Below are 19,368 nucleotides of genomic sequence, written 5' to 3'. Positions count from 1 at the left end.
CGTGCCTTAAAACGGTGGGTCAAAGATTACGAACAAGACGCCAAGGCAACGCTTGACGATACTCCTCGAAAACGAAAATCCAAGTACTCTGGTGCTCAGCGTCAGGCCGCAGTGGATCACTTCTTTGAGCACGGGCAGTTTATTACTAAGACAGTCAAGGCACTTGGATAGCCTTCGCGTCAACTACTTCGCGAATGGCTTCTCGAAGACCCACGTTGCGACGATACGTTGCGGAGCCGTACAGTTGTGACTAAGCCCGCCGCGACTGAAGAAGTCAAGGCCAAGGCTGTAGAGGCTCTTTATAAGCGAGAGGCTCCAGTCAGAGAAATCGCAGAGGACTTTGGGGTCAGCCGTGAAACGCTTTATGGTTGGAAACGAGAGGTGCTTGGAGAGACCTTTCCGGCAAAGCAGGCGCCCGGCTTATTAGAAGGAAGCGCCGAAGAAAAAGTTACCCCAGAAGTCTCAAGCCTTCAAGCTCGTATCAAAGAACTTGAGCTTCAAAATGATATCCTCCTCCAGGTGAACGCCCTTCTAAAAAAAGATCTGGGCATCAACCATCTCAATCTAACCAACCGAGAAAAGGTTCAGGTGATTGATGCCCTGCGTGACAAACACTCACTCAATACGTTACTCAAAGCACTTCAACTGTCGAAGAGTAGCTACTTCTATCCACGTGGAGCCATCGCTAAAGGCGACAAGTATGAGGCCATCCGCCCACGTTTAAAAGTTATTTTCAAACAAAATTACGAGAGCTACGGATACCGCCGGATCAAGATGGAATTAGATGATGAAGGCATCCATCTTTCGGAGAAAGTGATCCGTCGATTAATGGCTGAAGAGGGGCTGAAAGTCACCATTACGCGGTGTCGCAAATATAGCTCGTATGCAGGAGAAATCACGCCGGCAGTCCCTAATATCCTTGATCGAGACTTTCAAGCTGAGGCTCCCAACCAGAAGCTCGTTACGGATATTACGGAGTTTTCTATCCAAGCTGGGAAGGTATACTTGTCCCCGCTAATTGATTGCTTTGACGGCCAAATCACAAGTTGGACAATCGGCACCAGTCCTAACGCCGAACTGGTTAACACAATGCTTAGCGCTGCGGCAGAGACCCTTGCGCCTGACGAGAAGCCTGTTGTACATTCAGATCGAGGGGCTCATTACAGGTGGCCGGGGTGGATTGAGTTGATGGATGAATTTGGCTTCACACGTTCTATGTCGAAGAAAGCCAGCACCCCAGATAATGCTCGAGCAGAGAGCTTCTTTGGTCACCTAAAAACTGAATTCTTTTATAACAGAAGTTGGCTAGGAAAATCTATTGACGATTTCACCAAGGAACTCAACCAGTATATTGAGTGGTATAACACTAAACGAAGAAAAAAAGTTTTAGGAGGAAAGAGCCCGCAAGAATACCGTCAGAGCAAGGTTGCCTGAGGTTGAAAGTCCAGAAAAACGTCCGCACGCCCCAACCTACATTTTTAAATTGCCATTGACATCAAGTTAAAATCGGAGTTACAAGAAGCCCGAACTCAGTATAACGTTTTGCTAGTAAAAAAAAGAAGCCAACACGCTTCTCTTTTTTCGTGGGGTGGCACGTTTGTGGCACATTCCATCAGCACATTATATAATATTGATTTAGCAAAGCGTCCTAAAGGGCAGTTTACACCGCGATTCTGAATTTCATTCGTTTGAGACGTTTATTTCCCGGGAAATAGTCACCGGGCAGCGAAAAAAGGTGGCCGCGCTGCCGCGGTCACCCCTTCATTGCCCTATCGCCACCAGGCCAGCACCAAGGCGGCGCAGACGCCGCTCGCCAGCAGAACGGTAAGCGCCGCCACGCTGCCGACCTTGAGCCGCGTGCGCAGGCCCACGTCGTCTTGCGCGGCGTCCAGCGGGTGCCCGCGGCGCAGCGCCAGGTAGGCCAGAATGCCCACCCCGTTTTGCGTGCCGGCGCCCAGCGCCCCAATCAGTCTAGGGTGCGCGAGCCCGCGCGCCGCGGCGTCGAGGCGCAACAGCCGCGCCGTCAGCACCGCCAGCGTCACGGCCGCGATCACCACGGCCGCCACCAGAACCATCAACAACCAAAACATCATCAGATCACCTCATATCAGCCTGATCATCAGGACAAATGCGGTCCCGATGCAGCCGACCAGCGCCAGCAGCAGGGCCGCGGCCACCCACCAGACGGGGCTTGCAACCACCACGCCGATGGTCAAAAGCAGGTTCAGCGAAAGCGTTGCGGCCAGCTGCCGTCCCGTCTTCGCCACGTTCGTCGCGTCCATCCAGGATTTCACCATCCGTCGATCACCTCTCAACAATTCATCTAAGGAGAGGTGGTAGAACTCGGCCATGCGCATCACGCGCTCGATGTCGGGGTAGCTCCGCGAGTTCTCCCAGTTGGACACGGTCTGGCGGCTGACCGCCATGTACTCCGCCAACTGCTCTTGGGACATGCCGGCGTCGGTTCGCGCCTTGCGCAACTGCTCACCAATAATCATCTCTCATCCCTCCTCACGCCGAGCATAGGGCGCCGGATTGCCTCGGGCCAGCCAATATTTTTGACATCACCCAATTTCGCCGCTGTCGTGCATTTTGACGCAGCAAAAAGCCAGCGGGAACCGCACGTGCAGCCCCCACTGGCCGGTACTCTTATTTGCGCTTGTCCGTTCCCATCACGAAGGCCGCGACGCAGCCGAAGCCGGTGTGGCTGGCGATGGTCAGCCCGATCGGCCCGACCTGAATGTTGGCGGTCGGCGCCTGGGCCAGGATGCGGTCCTTGACGAAGTTGGCCGCGTCCCAGTCGCCGCTGGTGGCGATCAGAAGCGGCTGCGTTGGGTCGCTCGGCAAAGCCGCCAGCAGCCGGTCTGCGAGCGCCTGCAGCGATTTTTTGCGCGAGTGAATCTTGCCCACGACGCGCAGGTGGCCTTCCGGATCGACGTCCAACAGCGGCTTGATGTTCAGCAGCGTCCCGAGCGTCGCCGCGGTGCGCGACACGCGGCCGCCGTGGTACAGGTAGTCCAGCGAGTCCACGGTGAACCAGGACTGCACCCGCTGCGCGTTCTCCGTGAACCACGCCGCAAGCTCGTCCAGGGTCGCGCCGCTGTCGCGCAGGCGAATCGCCTCGAGCACCATGCGGCCCTCGCCGGCGCTGGCGTTGAGCGTGTCGACCACGGCGATCTGCGCGTCCGGGAACTCCTCAATCAAAAGGTCGCGGGCCTGCCGCGCACTGTTCAGCGACCCGCTGAGGCCGCTGGAGAAGCCGATGTAGGCGATCGGCGTGCCAGCTTCCACGTACGGGCGGAAAAAGGCGGCGTACTCGCCGACGTTGATCTGCGCGGTGGTCGGCATCACGCCGGCCTTGATCTGCGTGTAAAACTCCTCCAGGTCGTAGCTTGCGCCCATGTCGTCGGTCAGCTCACGGTCGCCCACGGTGAAGTGGAAGGACACGATGCCCACGTCCTTTTCCTTCAAGGTGGCCAACGGTAAGTCACAGGCCGAATCAGTCAATAATTGGTACATCTTCCCACTTCCTCATTCCTAGCTTGTCGCCTAAGGATACCATATCCGAAGGCAGTGCGGCAGTTAAGTGGAGCTTGGTGTGCAAGAGCGGGTGCCAAAAGTCCAGCGTCGCGCAGTGCAGCGCCTGGCGCCCGATCAGGGTCCGGTCGCCGCCGTACAGGTTGTCGCCGCACAGCGGGTGGCCGATGGCGGCGAAGTGGACGCGAATCTGGTGCGTGCGGCCGGTGTGCAGCGCCACCAGCACCGTCGCGGCGCGGTCGGTGCGGTCGAGAACCCGGTACTCGGTGACCGACGGCTTGCCGCCGACCACCACCCCGCGCTTCATGTAGAACTCCTGGGTGCGCCCGATCGGCAGCACCAGCCAGCCGTGCGGCGGCAGCGCGGCGGCCCCCTGCACGACGGCCAGGTAATGCTTGATCAGGTCCTTGGAGTGCAGCTGGCGGTCCAGCAGGCTGTGGACGAAGCCGTGCTTGGCGAACAGCATCAGCCCGCTGGTGTCGCGGTCCAGCCGCGTCACCACGTGGATGGTGGCGCTTTCCGCGCCGCTGGCCTGCAGGTACGCCTTGACGAAGTTCGCCATGCTGTCGTTGCCCTTGGCTGCATCCGGAATCGAGGCGACACCGGCCGGCTTGTTCACCACCAGCAGGTACGGGTCCTCGTAGACGATGTCAAGCGGCCCGGGCGTCGGCACCACCGTGTCGACCGGGACCTCGGGCGCCAGCTGGATGCGCACGACGTCGCCTGGCCGCAGCCGAAAATCGGTGGTGCGCTGGCGGTGGTTGACGAAGACGAAGCCGTTGCGGTACTTCATCCGCTTGAGCTGGATGCTAGACAGCCCCTGCGCCTTCAGGAAGGTGCCGAGGCGCACCCGCGCCGCGCCGGTGTAGGTCCACTTGAACCTCACGGCTGCTTTTTGGCGCCGATGAAGGCGTCCTCCACCCGGTCCCAGAAGTGCATGTGGCGGTAGCGGGCGAAGTGGATGCGCTCGTCGGCGATGCGGAAGCGGATCTCGGTGACCAGCTGCGGCGTGATGGTGAACTGGTCGATGGTCATCAGGTAGTCCTGGAACGGCTCGGGGCGAAGCACCACCCACTCGTCCGGCGCCAGGATCAAGGGCGCCGCGAGCGTCCGGAACACGCGGTTGTTGATCGACGCGATCTCGGTCACCTGCATCGCGTCCAGCCGCGGGTGGATCACCGCCCCGCCGTTACTCTTGGAGTACGCGGTCGAGCCGGTCGGCGTGGCGACGCACAGGCCGTCGCCGCGGAAGCTTTCAAAGAAGTTCTCCTTGATGTACACATCGGTGCGCATGGTGCCACCGGTGCGCTTTAAGGTCGCCTCGTTGAGCGCCAGGTAGTGCGACGTCGTGCCGTCCTCGTAGTCGGCCAGCACGTCGAGCAGCGGGTAGGACACGCTTTCGCCCGAGTCGTTTTTCAGCGCCTCGACCAGCTCCTCCAGCTCGTAATCGCGCCAGTCGGTGTAAAAGCCGAGGTGGCCGGTGTGGACGCCGATGAAGCGCACGGTTGAAAGCGCGTTGGCGTAGCGGTGGAAGGCGGACAAAAGCGTCCCGTCGCCGCCGATGGTGATCACGACGTCCGGGCGCACCGCATCCATGGTGAAGCCCGCCGCGGCGAGCAGCGTTTTTAGCTTGGTTTCGGCCTGGCGCGTCTGGGCGCCGGAGTTGGCCACGATCGCAATGCGCATCTAATCATCCTTCTTGTCTGACGCGTGGTACGGCGGCAGGCTCTGGCCCTTGCCGTAGGAGAACAGCTGCTGAGCTTCCTGGATTTCCTCGCGAATCTCGGACATCTCGGTGTCCAGCATGAACGACGCCTCCGCCGCCCGCTTCAGGCGCTCCTTCAGGGCCGTCGGGAACTCGCCCTGGTACTTGTAGTTCAGGCTGTGCTCAATGGTGGCCCAGAAGTTCATCGACATGGTGCGGATCTGAATCTCGGCGAGCAGCTTCTTTTCCCCGTGCACCATCTGGACCGGGTAGGCGATCACCATGTGGTAGCTGCGGTAGCCCGACGGCTTGACGTTGGTGACGTAATCGCGCTCCTCCACCACCTCCATGTCCTTGCGCTGGTGGATCAGGTCGACCACCTCGTAGATGTCCTCCACGAACTGGCACTGGATGCGCAGGCCGGCGATGTCTTGCATGTCCGACTCAAGCAGGGCGTCGGTGATGTAGCGCCGGGACTGCTTTTCGATGATGGAGTCCACCGGCTTCACGCGCCCGGTCACGATCTCGATCGGCGAGTGCGTGCTGGCCTGCAGGAACTGCATCCGCATGCCGCGGAACTTGAGCTTCAGCTCCTTGACGGCTTGTTGGTACGGCATTAAAAAAGTGTCCCAGTCTCGTTGCATGCGAAGGCCTCCCCTGATTTCTCCATCTATTCTACCATATATCCCCACCCACTGGGCTCAGGCTGTATACTGAAGTCGGAGGTGGAACGCATGAGCACACGGGAACAGGAACTCAAGGCGCCGCTGACAGCGGCCCAGGCGCAGGCAATCGAAGCGGCCTTCGCCTTTGACGCGCCGTTTAGCCAGACCAACAGCTACTACGACACCCAGACCGGGGCGCTTGCGGCGGCCGGGCTGGGGCTGCGGGTGCGCCGCTTTGCCGATTCGGCCGAGCAGACGCTCAAGGTGCCGACCGGGCCCAACCGACTATTGACCGAGATCACCGACCCGCTGCCGGCCGGTGCTGGGCTGACCCCGGGCGGCAGCGTCGCAGCCGCCTTAGCCGCCCGCGGAATCGCCTGGTCCGCGCTTGGCGTGATCGCGACGGCGACCACCACCCGCCGCCTCAGCCGGCAGGCGGCAGGCTTGCTCACGCTCGACCGAACGTGCTATCCTAATCAAACGCAGGACTTTGAGCTGGAGCTTGAGGTCCAAGATTTCGCCGCTGGCATGAAATTTTTTATGGAGCTGCGCCGGCGTTTTGGCCTGTCGGACGGGCCTGTGACGAACAAGGTGACCCGGGCAATTCGCAACAGCCCAAAGTTGTGAGCATAAAATTTGTTGTTTTGTAAAAATCTGGTAAAGTTAACGTAAATAAAGCCTTTACATTGGAGGAACCGTCATGCTCGAACTCTTCTTGTTCGTGAATCCGATCAACCGCCGCTGCCGCGAGGCCGAAGCCGCCGTTAACCGCCTGCTCACCGAGCTGCCCGCCAAGGTCGCGGTGCACTTCGTTCCCGTCGTGACGATTCAGGTGATCGACCAGTACATGCGCGAGACCGGCATGAACCACCGCAACCTCGCCCTGCGCAACCAGTTGTTCGACGTGGCCTACCAGCTGTCGCTCGACTACAAGGCCGCGCAGTTCCAGGGCAACAAGAAGGCGCGCACGTTTTTGATGGCCAGCCAGGAGATGCTCGACGTCGACCCCCACGCCTACTCGCCCGGCTTCGCGCAGGCGGCCGCCGCGCGGTGCGGCCTGAACCTCGCGACCCTGGCCGCCGACCGGGCCCACGAGGCGATGCACCAGTGCCTGGCCTCCGACCATGCCACGGCCCAGGAGATGGGGGTGTGGGCGACCCCGACCGCCGTGGTGTTCAACGCCGGCTCAATGCGCAGCAGCGGCCTGCGCCTCGATGCGCTGAGCTCCTACCAGGCGCTTCAGGCGACCTGCCGCCAGCTGCTGCTGGACCCGGCTTACGGCCACCCGCGCCGCGAACGCGTGCGCTGACCCAATCAGACGCGAAAACGCGGCCGGCGGGCATCCGATGTGGATGCCCGCCGGCCGCGTTCGTGTCTCGTGAGCCGACGCCGCGTGTCGCGCGGGGACGGCGTCGTCGCCCCGCCGGGGTCACCGCGCCCGCCGCGCGCCGCGGACGGGCACGGGCAGCTGCCGGGCGGCCAGCTTCGCCTCAAGCGTCGGGTACCACAAAGGCGCCGCCGCCAGCTGCCAGCCCGTCGCCGTCTCGCGCCACGCCCCGCTTGCGGTGAGCACCGCGTGCCAGCGTGCCGCAATCGCCGCCAGCAGCTGCCCATCCGCCACCAGCGGCGTGCGCAGCGCCGGCCAGCGCCGCCAAAACGCCGCCTCCGCCGCGCGGTCGATGGTGGCCTGCCCGTCGAAGGCCAGCAGCCACCAGGCGCGCAGCTGCCACTCCGGGTGCGGCAGCCCGATCAGGCCGCTGGGTCCTTCGTGCACCAGCCACGGCACGCCGCCGACGTTGCGGTGGGCCGCGGCACTTGCCGCCTGCAGCGCCATCACGGCGGCGTCGCGATGCCGCAGGGCCTGGCCGACGCGCCACGCGGTGCGGGCGGTGACCGGCGCCTGCGCCTTTTCACTGCGGTTCTCGCCGCCTGAGTGGTACCACGTGATGGCCGTGGTCGCACCGAGCCGCCAAAGCGCCAGCCGCCCCGCCCGCACGTCGAGAAACCACAGGTGCCAGCCGTGCTGCCTGGACCACGCCAGGAATTTTGCCTGCAACGCCTTGGGCTGGCGCGCGAAGTAGCGCCGGCCCATGATCCAGACCACCGGCACCCCGAGTCGGCGGTAGCCCGCCGTCCGCTCGGCCAGGCGCTCGAGGCCGATCGGGCTGCACTGGAACTCCAGGGCCAGCGCCGGCTCGCCCGGGCGCCGCCACACCACGTCCGCGCGCTAGCGGATCTGCGGGTAGTACTGCTCCAGCACCACCGCGAACCCGCGCCGGCGCCCGTACGCCATCAGCCACAGCTTGCCGGCCAGGTGCTCCGCGGACTCCGGCTCGCTGGCGTCGCACGGCGGCCCGAGGTGGTAAAAATGCGCCGGCATCACCGGCCCGTTGCGAATCCCGACCGGCGCCCGGCAGGCCGGGCAGCTGAAGTGCCCGGACAATCCGGCCGCCTGCTCGTGGCTGTGCAGCGTGACCGGGCGCGCCGCCTCGTCGAGGGCAATAAACATGGCCTCACCTCCCACAGGAGATTACGCCAAGGCCAAGCCGTTGCCCCGAACCGGTGCGACACGGGGCAGCCGGTCGGGCGGTGCGGCGCAGCGAGGGCGCGGTGTGCCCTGGGCACACAAAAGGCGGGGGCACTGTTGCGGCACCCCCGCCGATTGGCCGTCAGTTCTTGAAGCTGTGAATCGGGGCCGGAATGTGGCCGCCGCGGTTGATGAACACCGAGGCGTCGCCGGTGTTGACCGCCATGATCGGTGCGCGGCCGAACAGCCCGCCGAACTCGATCGACTCGCCGACGCCCTTGCCCGGCACCGGAATCACGCGCACCGCCGTGGTCTTGTTGTTGATCATGCCGATGGCCGCCTCGTCGGCGATCATGCCGCTGATGGTGCTGGCCGGTGTGTCGCCCGGCACCGCGACCATGTCCAGGCCGACGGAGCAGACGGCGGTCATCGCCTCGAGCTTTTCCAGCGTAATCTGGCCCTTTTCCGCCGCCGCGATCATGTTGGCGTCCTCGGACACCGGAATGAAGGCGCCGGACAGCCCGCCGACGCGCTCGGCGGCCATGATGCCGCCCTTTTTCACCGCGTCGTTCAGGAGCGCCAGGGCCGCGGTGGTGCCGGGGGTGCCGACGTGGCTGAGGCCGAGGGTCTCGAGGATCTCGGCCACCGAGTCGCCGGCGGCCGGCGTCGGGGCAAGCGACAGGTCGACGATGTTGAACGGCACGTTCAGGCGGCTGGCCGCCACCTTGCCGACGAACTGGCCCATGCGCGACACCTTGAAGGCGGTCTGCTTGATGGTCTCGCAGACCTCGCCGAAGCTCGCGTCGGGCTTGCCGGCGATCGCGCGCTGCACGACGCCTGGGCCGGAGACGCCGGTGTTGATTGCGACATCCCCCTCGGAGACGCCCCAGAAGGCGCCGGCCATGAACGGGTTGTCCTCCACCGCGTTGGCAAAAATCACCAGCTTCATCGCGTTCTTCGGGTCGATGGCGGCGACCGCCTTGACCACCTCCCCCGCCAGCTTAATCGCGTCCATGTTCAGCCCGGCGCGCGTGGAGCCGACATTGACGGAGGCGCAGACGCGGTCGGTGGTGGCAAGCGCCGCCGGAATCGCGTGCATCAGCGCCAGGTCCGCCTTGGTGCAGCCGTTTTGAACCGTCGCGGTGAAGCCGCCGATCAGGTCGACCTCAACCGCCTTGGCCGCGTTGTCCAGGGCCTGGGCCAAAAGCGCGAAGTCGGGCGCGGGGTCGGCGCCGGCCAGCATCGCCGCCGGGGTGACGGCGATGCGCTTGTTGACAATCGGAATGCCGTACTCGTTTTCAATCGCGCGGGCGACCGGCACTAGGTCGGCGGCCACGCGCACGATCTTGTCGTAGACGTTTTGCGCCGTGTCGGCCATGCTGCCGGTGACGCAGTCGAGCAGGGAGATGCCCATCGTGATGGTGCGGATGTCGAGGTTCTCCTCGCGAATCATCTGGATGGTTTCTTTGATCTGTTGGGTTTCCATGGCGCCTCCTAAAGCTTGTGCATCGCGTCGAAGATTTCCTGGCGGGCGATGCGCACCTCGACGTCGATGTCCTGGCCCAGCGCCTGCAGGTCGGCCTTGACCTGCGCGAAGTCGGCCGCATCCGGCAGTTTGGCAAGCAGCATCATGGTGAAGGCGCCCTGCATGATGGTCTGGGAGACGTCCAGAATGTTGATGTCCTGCTTGGCCAGGTGGCCCGTGACGGCGGCGACGATGCCCACCTTGTCCGTGCCGATAACGGTGATGATCACTTGCATAAGATCCCTGCTTTCGTCTTGTGTTTCGCCCATTTTACCATACCCGCGGCCAAAAATGGCTTGCATTCGCGACAGAAACCGGTTATTCTTGGCTCATCGAACCGAATCAATCGGCTCTGGAAAAGGAGGACCAAATCGCATGCAAGAAGCAATCACAACATCGGTAGTAATTCGCCGCTTGGCGGATGCGGAATTTGGTGTCGCCTTGAGCCCACAACCCGAGGGGACTGCCCTGCACTGACAGGGGTCTCTTCACCATTCCTTCATCCGGCAAGCGCGCAGACGCTTGCTTTTTTTGTGTCCAGGAGAACTAGGGCGGAGCAAGGCGCTCTTAGCGGGACGGCTAGCCTAGCCGTGGTGCTCGGGGCCCGCACTTGGTCCCAAGTGCCACGGCGTAGCTAGACGCGTCCGCGTTGCCTTGCGTAGCCCGACGAACCAGGGCGGAGCCGCGCGCACTTAGGCGATCGGCTAGCGTAAGGCTGGACAGTGAGCCGCACTTTGGCTCAGTGACCAGCCTTAGCTGGACGAATCGCCGTTGCGCGGCGGAGCCCGACGAACCAGGGCGGAGCAAGGCGCTTTTAGCGGGACGGCTAGGCTAGCCGTGGCGCTTGGGGCCCGCACTTGGCCCCGAGTGCCACGGCGTAGCTAGACGCGCCCGCGTTGCCTTGCGGAGCCCGACGACCAGAGCGACGCTCTCGCCCCTCCTGGACCCTCATGCAACCACCGCTGACCTGCGCGAATCGCAGCCGGTGCATTGCCTGTCACCCCAGATGGAGGAAATCAATTGACTCAACTTGCAACCCTTTTGTTTCAGTCCCAGGACCGCTACCGCGTCAGCGTCGACGGTCGGACCTACCCGGCGACCCTGCGCGGCCGCCTGCGCTACCAGCTTCAGCAGGACCGCACCGCGCTGGTGGTCGGCGACCGCGTGCAGGGCGAACTGACCGACGCGACCTTTCTGATCGACGCGCTGCAGCCCCGCACCACCTTTTTGGTCCGCGACTCGAACCGCTTCACCGATTCGCAGCAGGGCATCGCGGCCAACCTCACCCACGTCGTCATCGTGACGTCGGCCAACCACGACTTCAACCTCAACCGCCTGCGCCGCTTCCATGGCATCGCGGCCGCAAGCGGCGCCGAGCCGGTGGTGCTGATCAGCAAAACGGACCTGGTCGACGCGGCCACGCTGGCGACCATTGCCGCCCAAATCGAAGCCACGCTGCCGGGCACCCCGGTGTTGACCATCAACCAGGCGATGGATCCCCAAGTCGCCCTGGCGCCGCTTTTGACCCCGCACAGCGTGCTGGCCTTCGTCGGCTCCAGCGGCGTCGGCAAGTCCACCCTTTTGGCCAAGCTGCTGGGGTTGACCCTGGCCACGCGCACGATTCGCGAGGACGACAGCCACGGCCGCCACGCCACCACCGCTCGGCAGGCCTTCGTGCTGCCCAGCGGCACCGTGGTGATCGACACCCCGGGCATGCGCGCCATCGGCGTCGAATCCGCCGGCAGCGGGCTTGAGGCGCAGTTTGCGGCCGTCACGGCGCTGGCCGCCCAGTGCCGCTTCAGCGACTGCCGCCACCAGACGGAGCCGGGCTGCGCCGTGCAGGCGGCGCTGAAAGCCGGCACGCTTGACGAAGCGACCTTTGCGGCCTTCACCCAGTTTCAGGCCGCGATGACCAAAGCGCCGACCAAGGCCGACCGCACGCAGGCCAAGGCGATGAGCCGGATGGTCAAGCAGGCCAAGCGGCGCAAGTCCCTGGACCGCGGCCTCACCGGCAAGTCCCCGCGCGGCGGCAAGGGAGGCCGCCGATGAAAAACGTTTTGCTGTTGCTCCGCCAGCATCCCGGCCTCAGCCTGCGGGCGACCGCCTGGGTGCTGATCTCCGCCATTTTGAACACGCTGTACACCGTCACCTCGGGCAACACCCTGACCGCGCTGTCGCGACAAGACGCGCGCGGCTTCCTGGTGGCGCTGGGCCTGACGCTGCTGGTGCTGGCCGGGTTTGCCTGGCAGCGCTTTGCCACCACGGTCACCCAGGCGCAAGTCAACGAGCAGGTCGCAGGCGGCCTGCGCGCCGCCCTCGCCCGCCGGCTGGGTCGGACCACGCCGCAGCTTTTTCACCGCCACGGGGTGCCGACCTACCTGTCCTGGCTGACCAATGACGTCACCACGATTCAGGAGTACGGGCTGGAAAACTTCTGGATGGCCGCCTGGCAGGCGCTGGCGGTGGTGCTGGCGACCGTCACGCTGTGGCACTACCACTGGCTGCTCGCGCTTGCCGGCGTCGCGTTGACCTTCGTCATGCTGGTCGCGCCGCGGCCGCTGACGCAGGCGATGGCCCGCACGAATCTGGCGACCACCACGGCCAATGAGGCGCTGACCACCGCGATGAGCGACCGGCTGAGCGGCTTCGACCAGCTCGACATGCTGAACCAGACCGAGCAGCTGGCCGCCACGGCCGCCGCGCAGTCCAAACACCTGGCGGCGGCGCGGGTCGCCTACGCCAGGGCGGAGGGGCGGATGTTCGCCGTCACCAACGGCGTCAGCTTCCTGTGCCAGCTGGCCATTCTGGCGCTGACCGGCTGGCTGTTTCTGCGCCACCGCGTCCCGCTCGGCGTCTTCGTCACGGCCCAGCAGCTGGCCGGCACGATGTTTTCAAGCCTGACCGGGCTGGTCGCCAACGTCGCCGAGCTCGACACCACTGGCCCGATCCTCGCGAAGTTCCGCGCGGTGCCGCGCCCGCAGCTGCCCACCGCGCCGCTGGCCGGCCCGCTGCAGGACGCGCTGGTGCTGGACGGCATCGGCTACACCTACCCCGACGCAGACGCCCCGGTGCTTCAGGGCTTTGGCGCCCGCTTCGCGGCGGGCGGCCGCTACGCGATCGTCGGCCCCAGCGGTGCCGGTAAGTCCACCCTGCTGGCGATTCTGGCGGGGCAGAAAACGCCGGCCACCGGCCGCTACCGCTTTGACGGCCAGGACGTCGCCACCGTCGCCCCGGCGTCCCTGCACCAGCAGATCGCCGTCGTCTCGCAGCAGCCGGTCCTGTTCAACCTGACGCTGCGCGAGAACCTGACGCTCGGCCAGCCGGTGGCCGAATCCGCGCTGGCGCAGGCGCTGGCCGCCACCGGGCTTGACGCGGTGGTTGCGGCGCTTCCTACCGGGCTGGACACGGTGCTCGACCTGAACGGCGGCAACCTGTCCGGCGGCCAAAAGCAGCGGCTGGCGCTGACGCGTGCGCTGGTGTCCGGGCGGCCGATCCTGCTGCTGGACGAGGCGCTGGCCAACCTGGACCCGGCCAGCACCCGGGCTATCGAGTCGGCACTGCTGGCACTGCCCGACCGCACCCAGATCTGGGTCACCCACCACCTGACGCCGGCGGTGGCGGCGCAACTGGACGGCGTGATCCACCTCGAACCCGCCGCGGCCGCCGCGCCGCAGCCTGGAAGCCCAACGCCTGCGGCCGGCCCGGAATTGACCGGCACGCCCGCGCCAAACGCGGTATAATGTAATCGGCCATCCGGCCAAGATCACTACAACATTTTGTGGCAGCAGGCGATTTTATCCCCAGTATCCACAACATCTTGTGGATAAGTGAGGATGATTATGAAACGTCTCATCGCAAGTGTCATGGCCCTGGCGGCCATGACCGGCATCGCCTGGGGGCTGGTCGCGCTGGCCCCGCGCAAGGCGAGCACCCCCGGCGCCCTGACCGCAAGCGCCAGCCCCCGCCTGTGGGTCATGTCCGACACCCACTTCATCGCCCCCAGCCTGCACGACGGCAAGAAGGCCTTCACCGAGATCAAGCAAAGCGCGGCCGGCAAGGACTTGAACTACCAGCCGGTGGCGCTGCGGGCCTTCGTCCACGCGGCGCTCAAGTCCAAGCCCACGGCGGTGATCATCACCGGCGACGTCACCTTCAACGGCGAGCTGATTTCGGCCAAGTCGCTGGTGCGCAGGTTCGCACCGCTTTCAAAGGCCGGCATCCCCCTGCTGGTGATCCCGGGCAACCACGACATCTACGACGGCTGGGCGCGCAAGTACCAGGGCAAGGAGCAGCTGCGCACGCCGCAGATCGGCCCCGACGACTGGCGCGACGTTTTCAGCGAAAGCTACGCCCACGCCCGCGCCACCGATCCGGACTCGCTGAGCTACGTGGTCGCCCTGAACCACGACTACCAGCTGGTGATGCTCGACTCCAACATCTACCCGGTGCAGGCGTCGGCGACCAACCCGAACACCGGCGGCGAGCTCAGCGACAAGACCCTGAGCTGGCTTGACCGCCAGCTTCAAGCGGGGCAAAAGGCCGGGCGCACCAGCCTGGTGTTCATGCACCACAACCTGTACGTGCACAACCGCGTGGTGCACCACGGCTACGTGCTCAACAACACCGAAGCCCTCCAGAAGCTCTTGACCCGCTACCGGGTGCCGGTGCTGTTCTCCGGGCACATTCACGCCCAAGACATCGCCGCGGACCCCGCCGGCCACTGCGCCACCACCGAGATCGTCAGCGGCAGCTTCTCGGTGACGCCGGGCGGCTACGGCGTCGTCTCCCTGACGCCGACCAGCCTGGACTACCGGCGCCACGCCGTGAACCTGACGCCGGTGTTGACCAAGGCCGAGCGCAAAAACCCCGACCTGGTCCACTATCAGCGCTACCTGCGCGGCCTGTTTTCCGGCAACGGCGCGCGCCTGGCGGTCGAAAGCCTCTACCAGCGCAAGGACATCACCGACAAGCAGCTGGTCGCCGCCGCCGATTTTCTCGGCGAGCTGAACCGCCGCTTCTTCGCCGGCGAGGACAGCCCGGACAAGGCCGAGCTCGCCAAGCTCAGGCAGACTGCGGGCTACCGCATCGCCTACAAGGTGCCAAGCCTGCGCCGCTACATCGACACCATCCTTCAAGACCACAACCTCAACGACCTGCACTACCACACGACCATCGCAAGGTAAGTCACACACAAACAGGGCGCCCCTTCTTTCGAAGGGGCGCCCTGTTTGTGCGGACCTACTTGGCCGCCTGAGTCTTGAGGATCTCGCCGCCGTACGCGTCGATGGTGACGATGGTGACCTTCTTGTCGGCCGTGACCGTGACGTTCCAGACCGTGCTGCCGTCGTCTTTTTCCAGCCGCCACTCGTAGGCGTCGCCGCCGCCGATCTGGCTTTCCGCAAGCTCCGTCACCGCCGTCAGGCTCTGCAGGCCGGAGCGCGAGAAGCCGTCCGCGTCCTTGCTGGCGCCGCCGGCATCCTTGGCGTCAAGCGCCGTCTCCGTGGTCTTGGTCACCTTGCCGCTCTTGGCGTTGATGGTCAGGACGTACTGGTGGTCGTCGTCCACGCCCGTCACGTGGTAGGCGTAGCCGGCCTTGGCCTGCTTGAGCGCGATGCCGGTGACCACGGTGCCGGGCTGCTCGGTCAAAAACGTGGTCCAGGCCTTTTGCAGCGGCACCTTGACGTACTTGTGCAGCGTCTTCGTGCCGGTTTCCTGCACGATCGGCGCGCTGGTCGGCGTCTGGCTTTGCTTCGCACAGCCCGCAAGGCCCACGCCAATGATGGTCAAAATCAGCAGTCCCAGTTTTTTCATGTTCGGCCCCTCGATTCATGTCTGATAAGTCAAGTGTACCAGACTGCGCCGCGGTGTGGGCCGTTATTTTGACAATGTCACGCCTGATCGAACTGGCTGTTGTAAAGCGCCGCGTAGGCCCCGCCGCGCGCCAGCAGGTCCTTGTGTCGGCCGGACTCGACGACCCGCCCGCCTGAGATCACCAGAATCTGGTCGGCGTTTTGAATCGTGGATAGCCGGTGGGCGATCACGAAGCTGGTCTTGCCGCGCATCAGGGCGGTCATCGCTTCCTGCACGACGGCCTCGGTGTTGGAGTCGATGGCGGCCGTCGCCTCGTCCAGCACCAGCACCGGCGCCTGGGTGATGAAGGCGCGCGCGATGCTCAGAAGCTGCCGCTGGCCCTGGGAGATGCCGCTGGCGTTGGCGGTCAAAAGGGTGTCGTAGCCTTCCGGCAGCTGGGTGATGAAGCCGTGGGCGTTGGCCTCGCGAGCGGCCAGCTCAACCTCCGCATCGGTTGCGTCCGGCCGGCCCAGGCGAATGTTTTCGCGGATGGTCTGCTGAAACATGAACGGCTCCTGCTGCACGACCGTCACCAGCCGCCGCAGGTCCCGGCGCCGAAGCGTCGTGACGTCGACCCCGTCGAGCAGCACCCGCCCGCTCTTCAGCGGGTAGAGGTTGGTCAGCAGGTTCATGATGGTGGTCTTGCCCGCGCCGGTCGGGCCGACCAGCGCGACCACCGTGCCCGGTTCCGCGGTCAGGTTGACGTCTTGAAGGATCGGCCGGGTGTCGTAGGCAAAATCGACGTGGTCAAACACCACGTGCCCAGTCGTCGCCGCAAGCGGCGCGGCGTCCGGCAGATCCTGCTCCGGCTGCTCGTCGATCAGCGCGAACACGCGCTGCGCCGAGGCCAAAGACAGCTGCAGCGTGTTGATCAGGTCCAGCACGTTGTTGATCGGCCCGGTGAAGTTGCGCAGGTAGATCAGGAAGGTGAAGATCACCCCGACCGTCACGGTGTGCGAGCCATTGAGGATCGAGACGGCGCCGACCGCCGTGATCAGCAGGTACGCGACGTTGTTGGTCATGTTGTTGAACGGCCCCATCGCGCTGGAGAAGGCCTGGGCGATGAAGGCCGCCCGTGTGTACGCCGCGTTGGTCTTCGCGAACGTGGCCTCCGTGCTCGGCCCGTGGTCGAACAGCTGCACGACGCGCTTGCCCGACACGCTTTCTTCAATCTGCGTGTTCAGGGCCCCGAGCGCCTGCTGCTGCGTGGTGAAGGCGGCCTGGGTGATGCGTGCGACCGCCTTGGAAAAGGTGTAGGTCATCACCGTGGCCAAAAGCGCAATCAGAGTCAGCACCGGCGAGAGGATCAGCATCGCCGCCCCCATCCCGAGCACCGCGATCACCCCGGTGAACAGCTGGACGAAGCTTTGCATCAGCGCCGTGTTGATGTTGTCGACGTCGTTGGTCAGGCGGCTCATGATGTCGCCGTTGTCGTGGCGGTCGAAGTAGCGCATCGGCAGCCGCTGCAGGTTGGCGAACACATCCTCGCGAATCGCGGCGGCGGTGCGCTGCGCGGCCTTAATCATCAAGGCACTCTGGAAGTAGGTGCAGACGCTTGACACCACGTACATCGCCGCCAGCAGCGCGCACACGGTCAACAGGGCCTGCAGCCGGCCGCGGGCGATGTAGCGGTCGACCACGATGCCGTTGACGCGGTTGCCGACGATGGTGCTCAGGGTGGTGAACACGGTCAGCAAAAAGACCACAACAAGGGATTTGCGGTAGTCGCCCAGGTACCCGGCGATCCGACGCAGGATGGCCCTGACGTCGTGCAGCTCAACTTTTTGGCGGTGCGGGTTGCGCGGCCCGCGGCGCATCATCATCTGCATCTCAGATTCCCCCCAACTGGGTTTGGACCAGCCGCCGGTAAAACGGCGAGCTTTCGATTAGTTCCTCGTGCGTGCCGCGCGCCGTGATGCGGCCGCCCTCCATCACCAGGATCTGGTCGGCGTGGCGGATGTTGCTGACGCGCTGAGAGATGATCACCGTGGTGCGGTGGCGCCGCGCGGCCACCAGGCGGTTTTGGATCCGTGCGTTGGTCACCTGGTCGACGGCGCTGGTCGCGTCGTCCATCACCAGCACCGGCGAATCCGGCACCACCGCGCGGGCGATGTTCAGCCGCTGCCTTTGGCCGCCGGAGAAGTTCTTGCCGCCCTGCTGCACCGTGTTGCCGAGGGCTTCGGGCAGCGGCGTCAGGAACTCGTCGGCGTTGGCCACCGTGGCCCCGGCCACCAGCGCGGCCGAATCGGCGGCCGGCGCGCCGTAAGCCAGGTTGTCGGCCACTGTGCCGGAGAACAGCAGCGCGTCTTGCATCGCCACGCGGACGCGCTGGTGCACCGCGGTCAGGCTGAGGTCGCGCACCTCCACGCCGCCGAGGGTGATGCGCCCGTCGTAGTCGTCGTAGACCCGCGTCAGCAGGTTGATCAGGCTGGTTTTGCCTCTGCCGGTGGTGCCGATGATGCCCAGCCACTGCCCGTCCGGCACCGTGAAGCTGATGTCTTCGAGAATCGGCTTGGCGGTCGAGTAGCCGAAGGTCACGTGCTCGAACGCGACGGCGGCGTCCGCCGGTGCCGGCGCATCCGCGGCAGCCGTTGGCGCCGGCACCGAAGCGTCCAGCACCGCCTGCACCCGCCCGGCCGAGGTGATCGCGCGCGAGAAGGCCGTGATGATGTTGACCGTGCCGATCATCGCGGTGGTGATCTGGATCATGTAGTTGACGAAGGCGATGATCTGGCCGCTGGAGATGCTGCCGGCGATGGCCAGCTTGCCGCCGTAGCCCAGCGCCACCACGACGCCGAGGTTCAGCACCAGCTGGATCACCGGCGCCAGCCACACCGTCGCCATCGCCGCGTCAAGCGAGCTGCCGGTCAGCGTGCGGTTGGCCGCCTTGAACTGGCCGAGCTGGTGAGGCTCCAGCACGTAGGCCTTGATGGTCTTGGCGCCCTGCAGGTTCTCCTGCATCACGCGGTTCATGCCGTCCACCTGCTCCTGCATCGCCAGGTACTTGGGCAGGCTGCGCCGCACCACCACCGCCATGAAAATCACCAAAAGCGGCAGCGCGACGAACAGGATCGGCGCAAGCGCCGGGCAGACCAGCACAGACATCACGATGCCGCCGATCATCAGCATCGGCGAGCGCACCATCCCCCGGGTGATCATCATCACGAGGTTTTGCATCTGCGTCACGTCGTTGGTGATGCGCGTGATCAGGGTGGCCGGCGCCAGGCCGCCCGGCAAGCGGTCCGCCAACGCGATGGCGAGCATCCGCTCGCGCAGCTTGGCCCCCATGTTCAAAGAGGCTTAGCTGCCGAGCACGCCGCACCCCGCGCCGCACATCAGCCCGAACACGGCAAACATCGCCATCAGCCCCGCCTGGTGCACGACGTAGCTCATGTCGCCGCGCGCAAGCCCGTGGTCGATGATGCCGGCCATCAAAGTCGGCTGCTGCAAGTCGCTGAACACCTCCCCGAGCATCACCAGGGGTGCTAGGAAAAAGCTGAACCGGGCGGCGCCGTGCGTGTGTCGCATCACGATTCCAAACATGCAATCCCTCCTCGCG

At 64.8% G+C, this 19,368-nt stretch carries 15 protein-coding genes and 3 pseudogenes; 6 read left to right on the top strand and 12 right to left on the bottom strand.

Annotated elements, in window-relative coordinates; all coding sequences use genetic code 11:
* Positions 1–3: 3 nt before the first annotated feature.
* Positions 4–1,434 (top strand): annotated as a pseudogene (locus LE416_RS09285) (IS3 family transposase); the annotation flags it as partial.
* A gap of 335 nt (positions 1,435–1,769) precedes the next feature.
* Here LE416_RS09285 and LE416_RS09280 read toward each other — a convergent pair.
* From LE416_RS09280 to yjbM, 6 genes are all read right to left on the bottom strand, one after another.
* Positions 1,770–2,093, bottom strand: coding sequence for a hypothetical protein (locus LE416_RS09280; RefSeq protein ID WP_225048185.1), 324 nt, complete (start codon positions 2,091–2,093; stop codon positions 1,770–1,772).
* A 9-nt stretch (positions 2,094–2,102) separates the two neighbouring features.
* The gene (locus tag LE416_RS09275; RefSeq protein WP_225048184.1) at positions 2,103–2,498 is read right to left on the bottom strand and encodes a helix-turn-helix domain-containing protein; all 396 of its coding nucleotides are present in this window, start codon (positions 2,496–2,498) and stop codon (positions 2,103–2,105) included.
* A 151-nt stretch (positions 2,499–2,649) separates the two neighbouring features.
* Positions 2,650–3,519, bottom strand: a complete 870-nt coding sequence (locus LE416_RS09270; protein WP_225048183.1) for a DegV family protein — start codon at positions 3,517–3,519, stop codon at positions 2,650–2,652.
* On the bottom strand, positions 3,500–4,423 hold the full coding sequence (locus LE416_RS09265; RefSeq protein WP_225048182.1) for an RluA family pseudouridine synthase: 924 nt from the start codon (positions 4,421–4,423) through the stop codon (positions 3,500–3,502). Before LE416_RS09265 ends, LE416_RS09270 begins: the two co-directional genes overlap by 20 nt.
* Positions 4,420–5,223, bottom strand: a complete 804-nt coding sequence (locus tag LE416_RS09260; protein ID WP_225048181.1) for an NAD kinase — start codon at positions 5,221–5,223, stop codon at positions 4,420–4,422. The genes LE416_RS09265 and LE416_RS09260 overlap by 4 nt, the downstream gene beginning before the upstream one ends.
* Positions 5,224–5,886 (bottom strand): GTP diphosphokinase, encoded by a 663-nt coding sequence (yjbM, locus tag LE416_RS09255; protein ID WP_225048180.1) that lies wholly within the window; start codon positions 5,884–5,886, stop codon positions 5,224–5,226. It lies immediately after the preceding gene.
* Between the two features lie 90 nt (positions 5,887–5,976).
* On the opposite strand from yjbM, the gene LE416_RS09250 reads away from it, so the two are divergent.
* Together LE416_RS09250 and LE416_RS09245 are read left to right on the top strand one after the other, a co-directional pair.
* Entirely contained in the window at positions 5,977–6,534 is a 558-nt protein-coding gene (locus LE416_RS09250; protein ID WP_225048179.1) for a CYTH domain-containing protein, read from the top strand.
* A gap of 73 nt (positions 6,535–6,607) precedes the next feature.
* Positions 6,608–7,216 carry a DsbA family protein gene (locus tag LE416_RS09245; RefSeq protein WP_225048178.1) on the top strand — a complete coding sequence of 203 codons (609 nt, stop codon included), beginning with the start codon at positions 6,608–6,610 and terminating at the stop codon, positions 7,214–7,216.
* Between the two features lie 120 nt (positions 7,217–7,336).
* Here the strand turns inward: LE416_RS09245 and LE416_RS09240 are convergent.
* The 3 genes and pseudogenes from LE416_RS09240 to LE416_RS09230 form a co-directional block, all read right to left on the bottom strand.
* Positions 7,337–8,416, bottom strand: a pseudogene (locus tag LE416_RS09240) (competence protein CoiA).
* Between the two features lie 160 nt (positions 8,417–8,576).
* A complete protein-coding gene (locus tag LE416_RS09235) occupies positions 8,577–9,920 on the bottom strand; it encodes a PFL family protein (RefSeq protein ID WP_225048177.1) in 1,344 nt (447 codons plus the stop codon).
* Between the two features lie 8 nt (positions 9,921–9,928).
* On the bottom strand, positions 9,929–10,195 hold the full coding sequence (locus LE416_RS09230; protein ID WP_225048176.1) for an ACT domain-containing protein: 267 nt from the start codon (positions 10,193–10,195) through the stop codon (positions 9,929–9,931).
* A 784-nt stretch (positions 10,196–10,979) separates the two neighbouring features.
* Between LE416_RS09230 and rsgA the strand changes: the two genes are divergently transcribed.
* The 3 genes from rsgA to LE416_RS09215 all read left to right on the top strand — a co-directional run bounded on the left by rsgA (position 10,980) and on the right by LE416_RS09215 (position 15,142).
* Positions 10,980–12,008, top strand: coding sequence for a ribosome small subunit-dependent GTPase A (gene rsgA, locus LE416_RS09225; protein WP_225048175.1), 1,029 nt, complete (start codon positions 10,980–10,982; stop codon positions 12,006–12,008).
* On the top strand, positions 12,005–13,699 hold the full coding sequence (locus LE416_RS09220) for an ABC transporter ATP-binding protein (protein WP_225048174.1): 1,695 nt from the start codon (positions 12,005–12,007) through the stop codon (positions 13,697–13,699). Before rsgA ends, LE416_RS09220 begins: the two co-directional genes overlap by 4 nt.
* A gap of 111 nt (positions 13,700–13,810) precedes the next feature.
* Entirely contained in the window at positions 13,811–15,142 is a 1,332-nt protein-coding gene (locus tag LE416_RS09215; protein ID WP_420844383.1) for a metallophosphoesterase, read from the top strand.
* 55 nt (positions 15,143–15,197) lie between these two features.
* On the opposite strand, the gene LE416_RS09210 is transcribed toward LE416_RS09215, so the two are convergent.
* The 3 genes and pseudogenes from LE416_RS09210 to LE416_RS09200 form a co-directional block, all read right to left on the bottom strand.
* Positions 15,198–15,770, bottom strand: a complete 573-nt coding sequence (locus tag LE416_RS09210; RefSeq protein WP_225048172.1) for a PepSY domain-containing protein — start codon at positions 15,768–15,770, stop codon at positions 15,198–15,200.
* A 77-nt stretch (positions 15,771–15,847) separates the two neighbouring features.
* Positions 15,848–17,638, bottom strand: a complete 1,791-nt coding sequence (locus LE416_RS09205; RefSeq protein ID WP_225048171.1) for an ABC transporter ATP-binding protein — start codon at positions 17,636–17,638, stop codon at positions 15,848–15,850.
* Position 17,639: 1 nt separating this feature from the next.
* Positions 17,640–19,352 (bottom strand): annotated as a pseudogene (locus LE416_RS09200) (ABC transporter ATP-binding protein).
* Between the last annotated feature and the right edge of the window lie 16 nt (positions 19,353–19,368).

The sequence above is a fragment of the Lacticaseibacillus kribbianus genome, from assembly GCF_020180945.1.
GTDB classification, from domain to species: domain Bacteria; phylum Bacillota; class Bacilli; order Lactobacillales; family Lactobacillaceae; genus Lacticaseibacillus; species Lacticaseibacillus kribbianus.
Note: the sequence above shows the minus strand (reverse complement) of the source record. Positions and strands in the feature narration are given on the sequence as shown.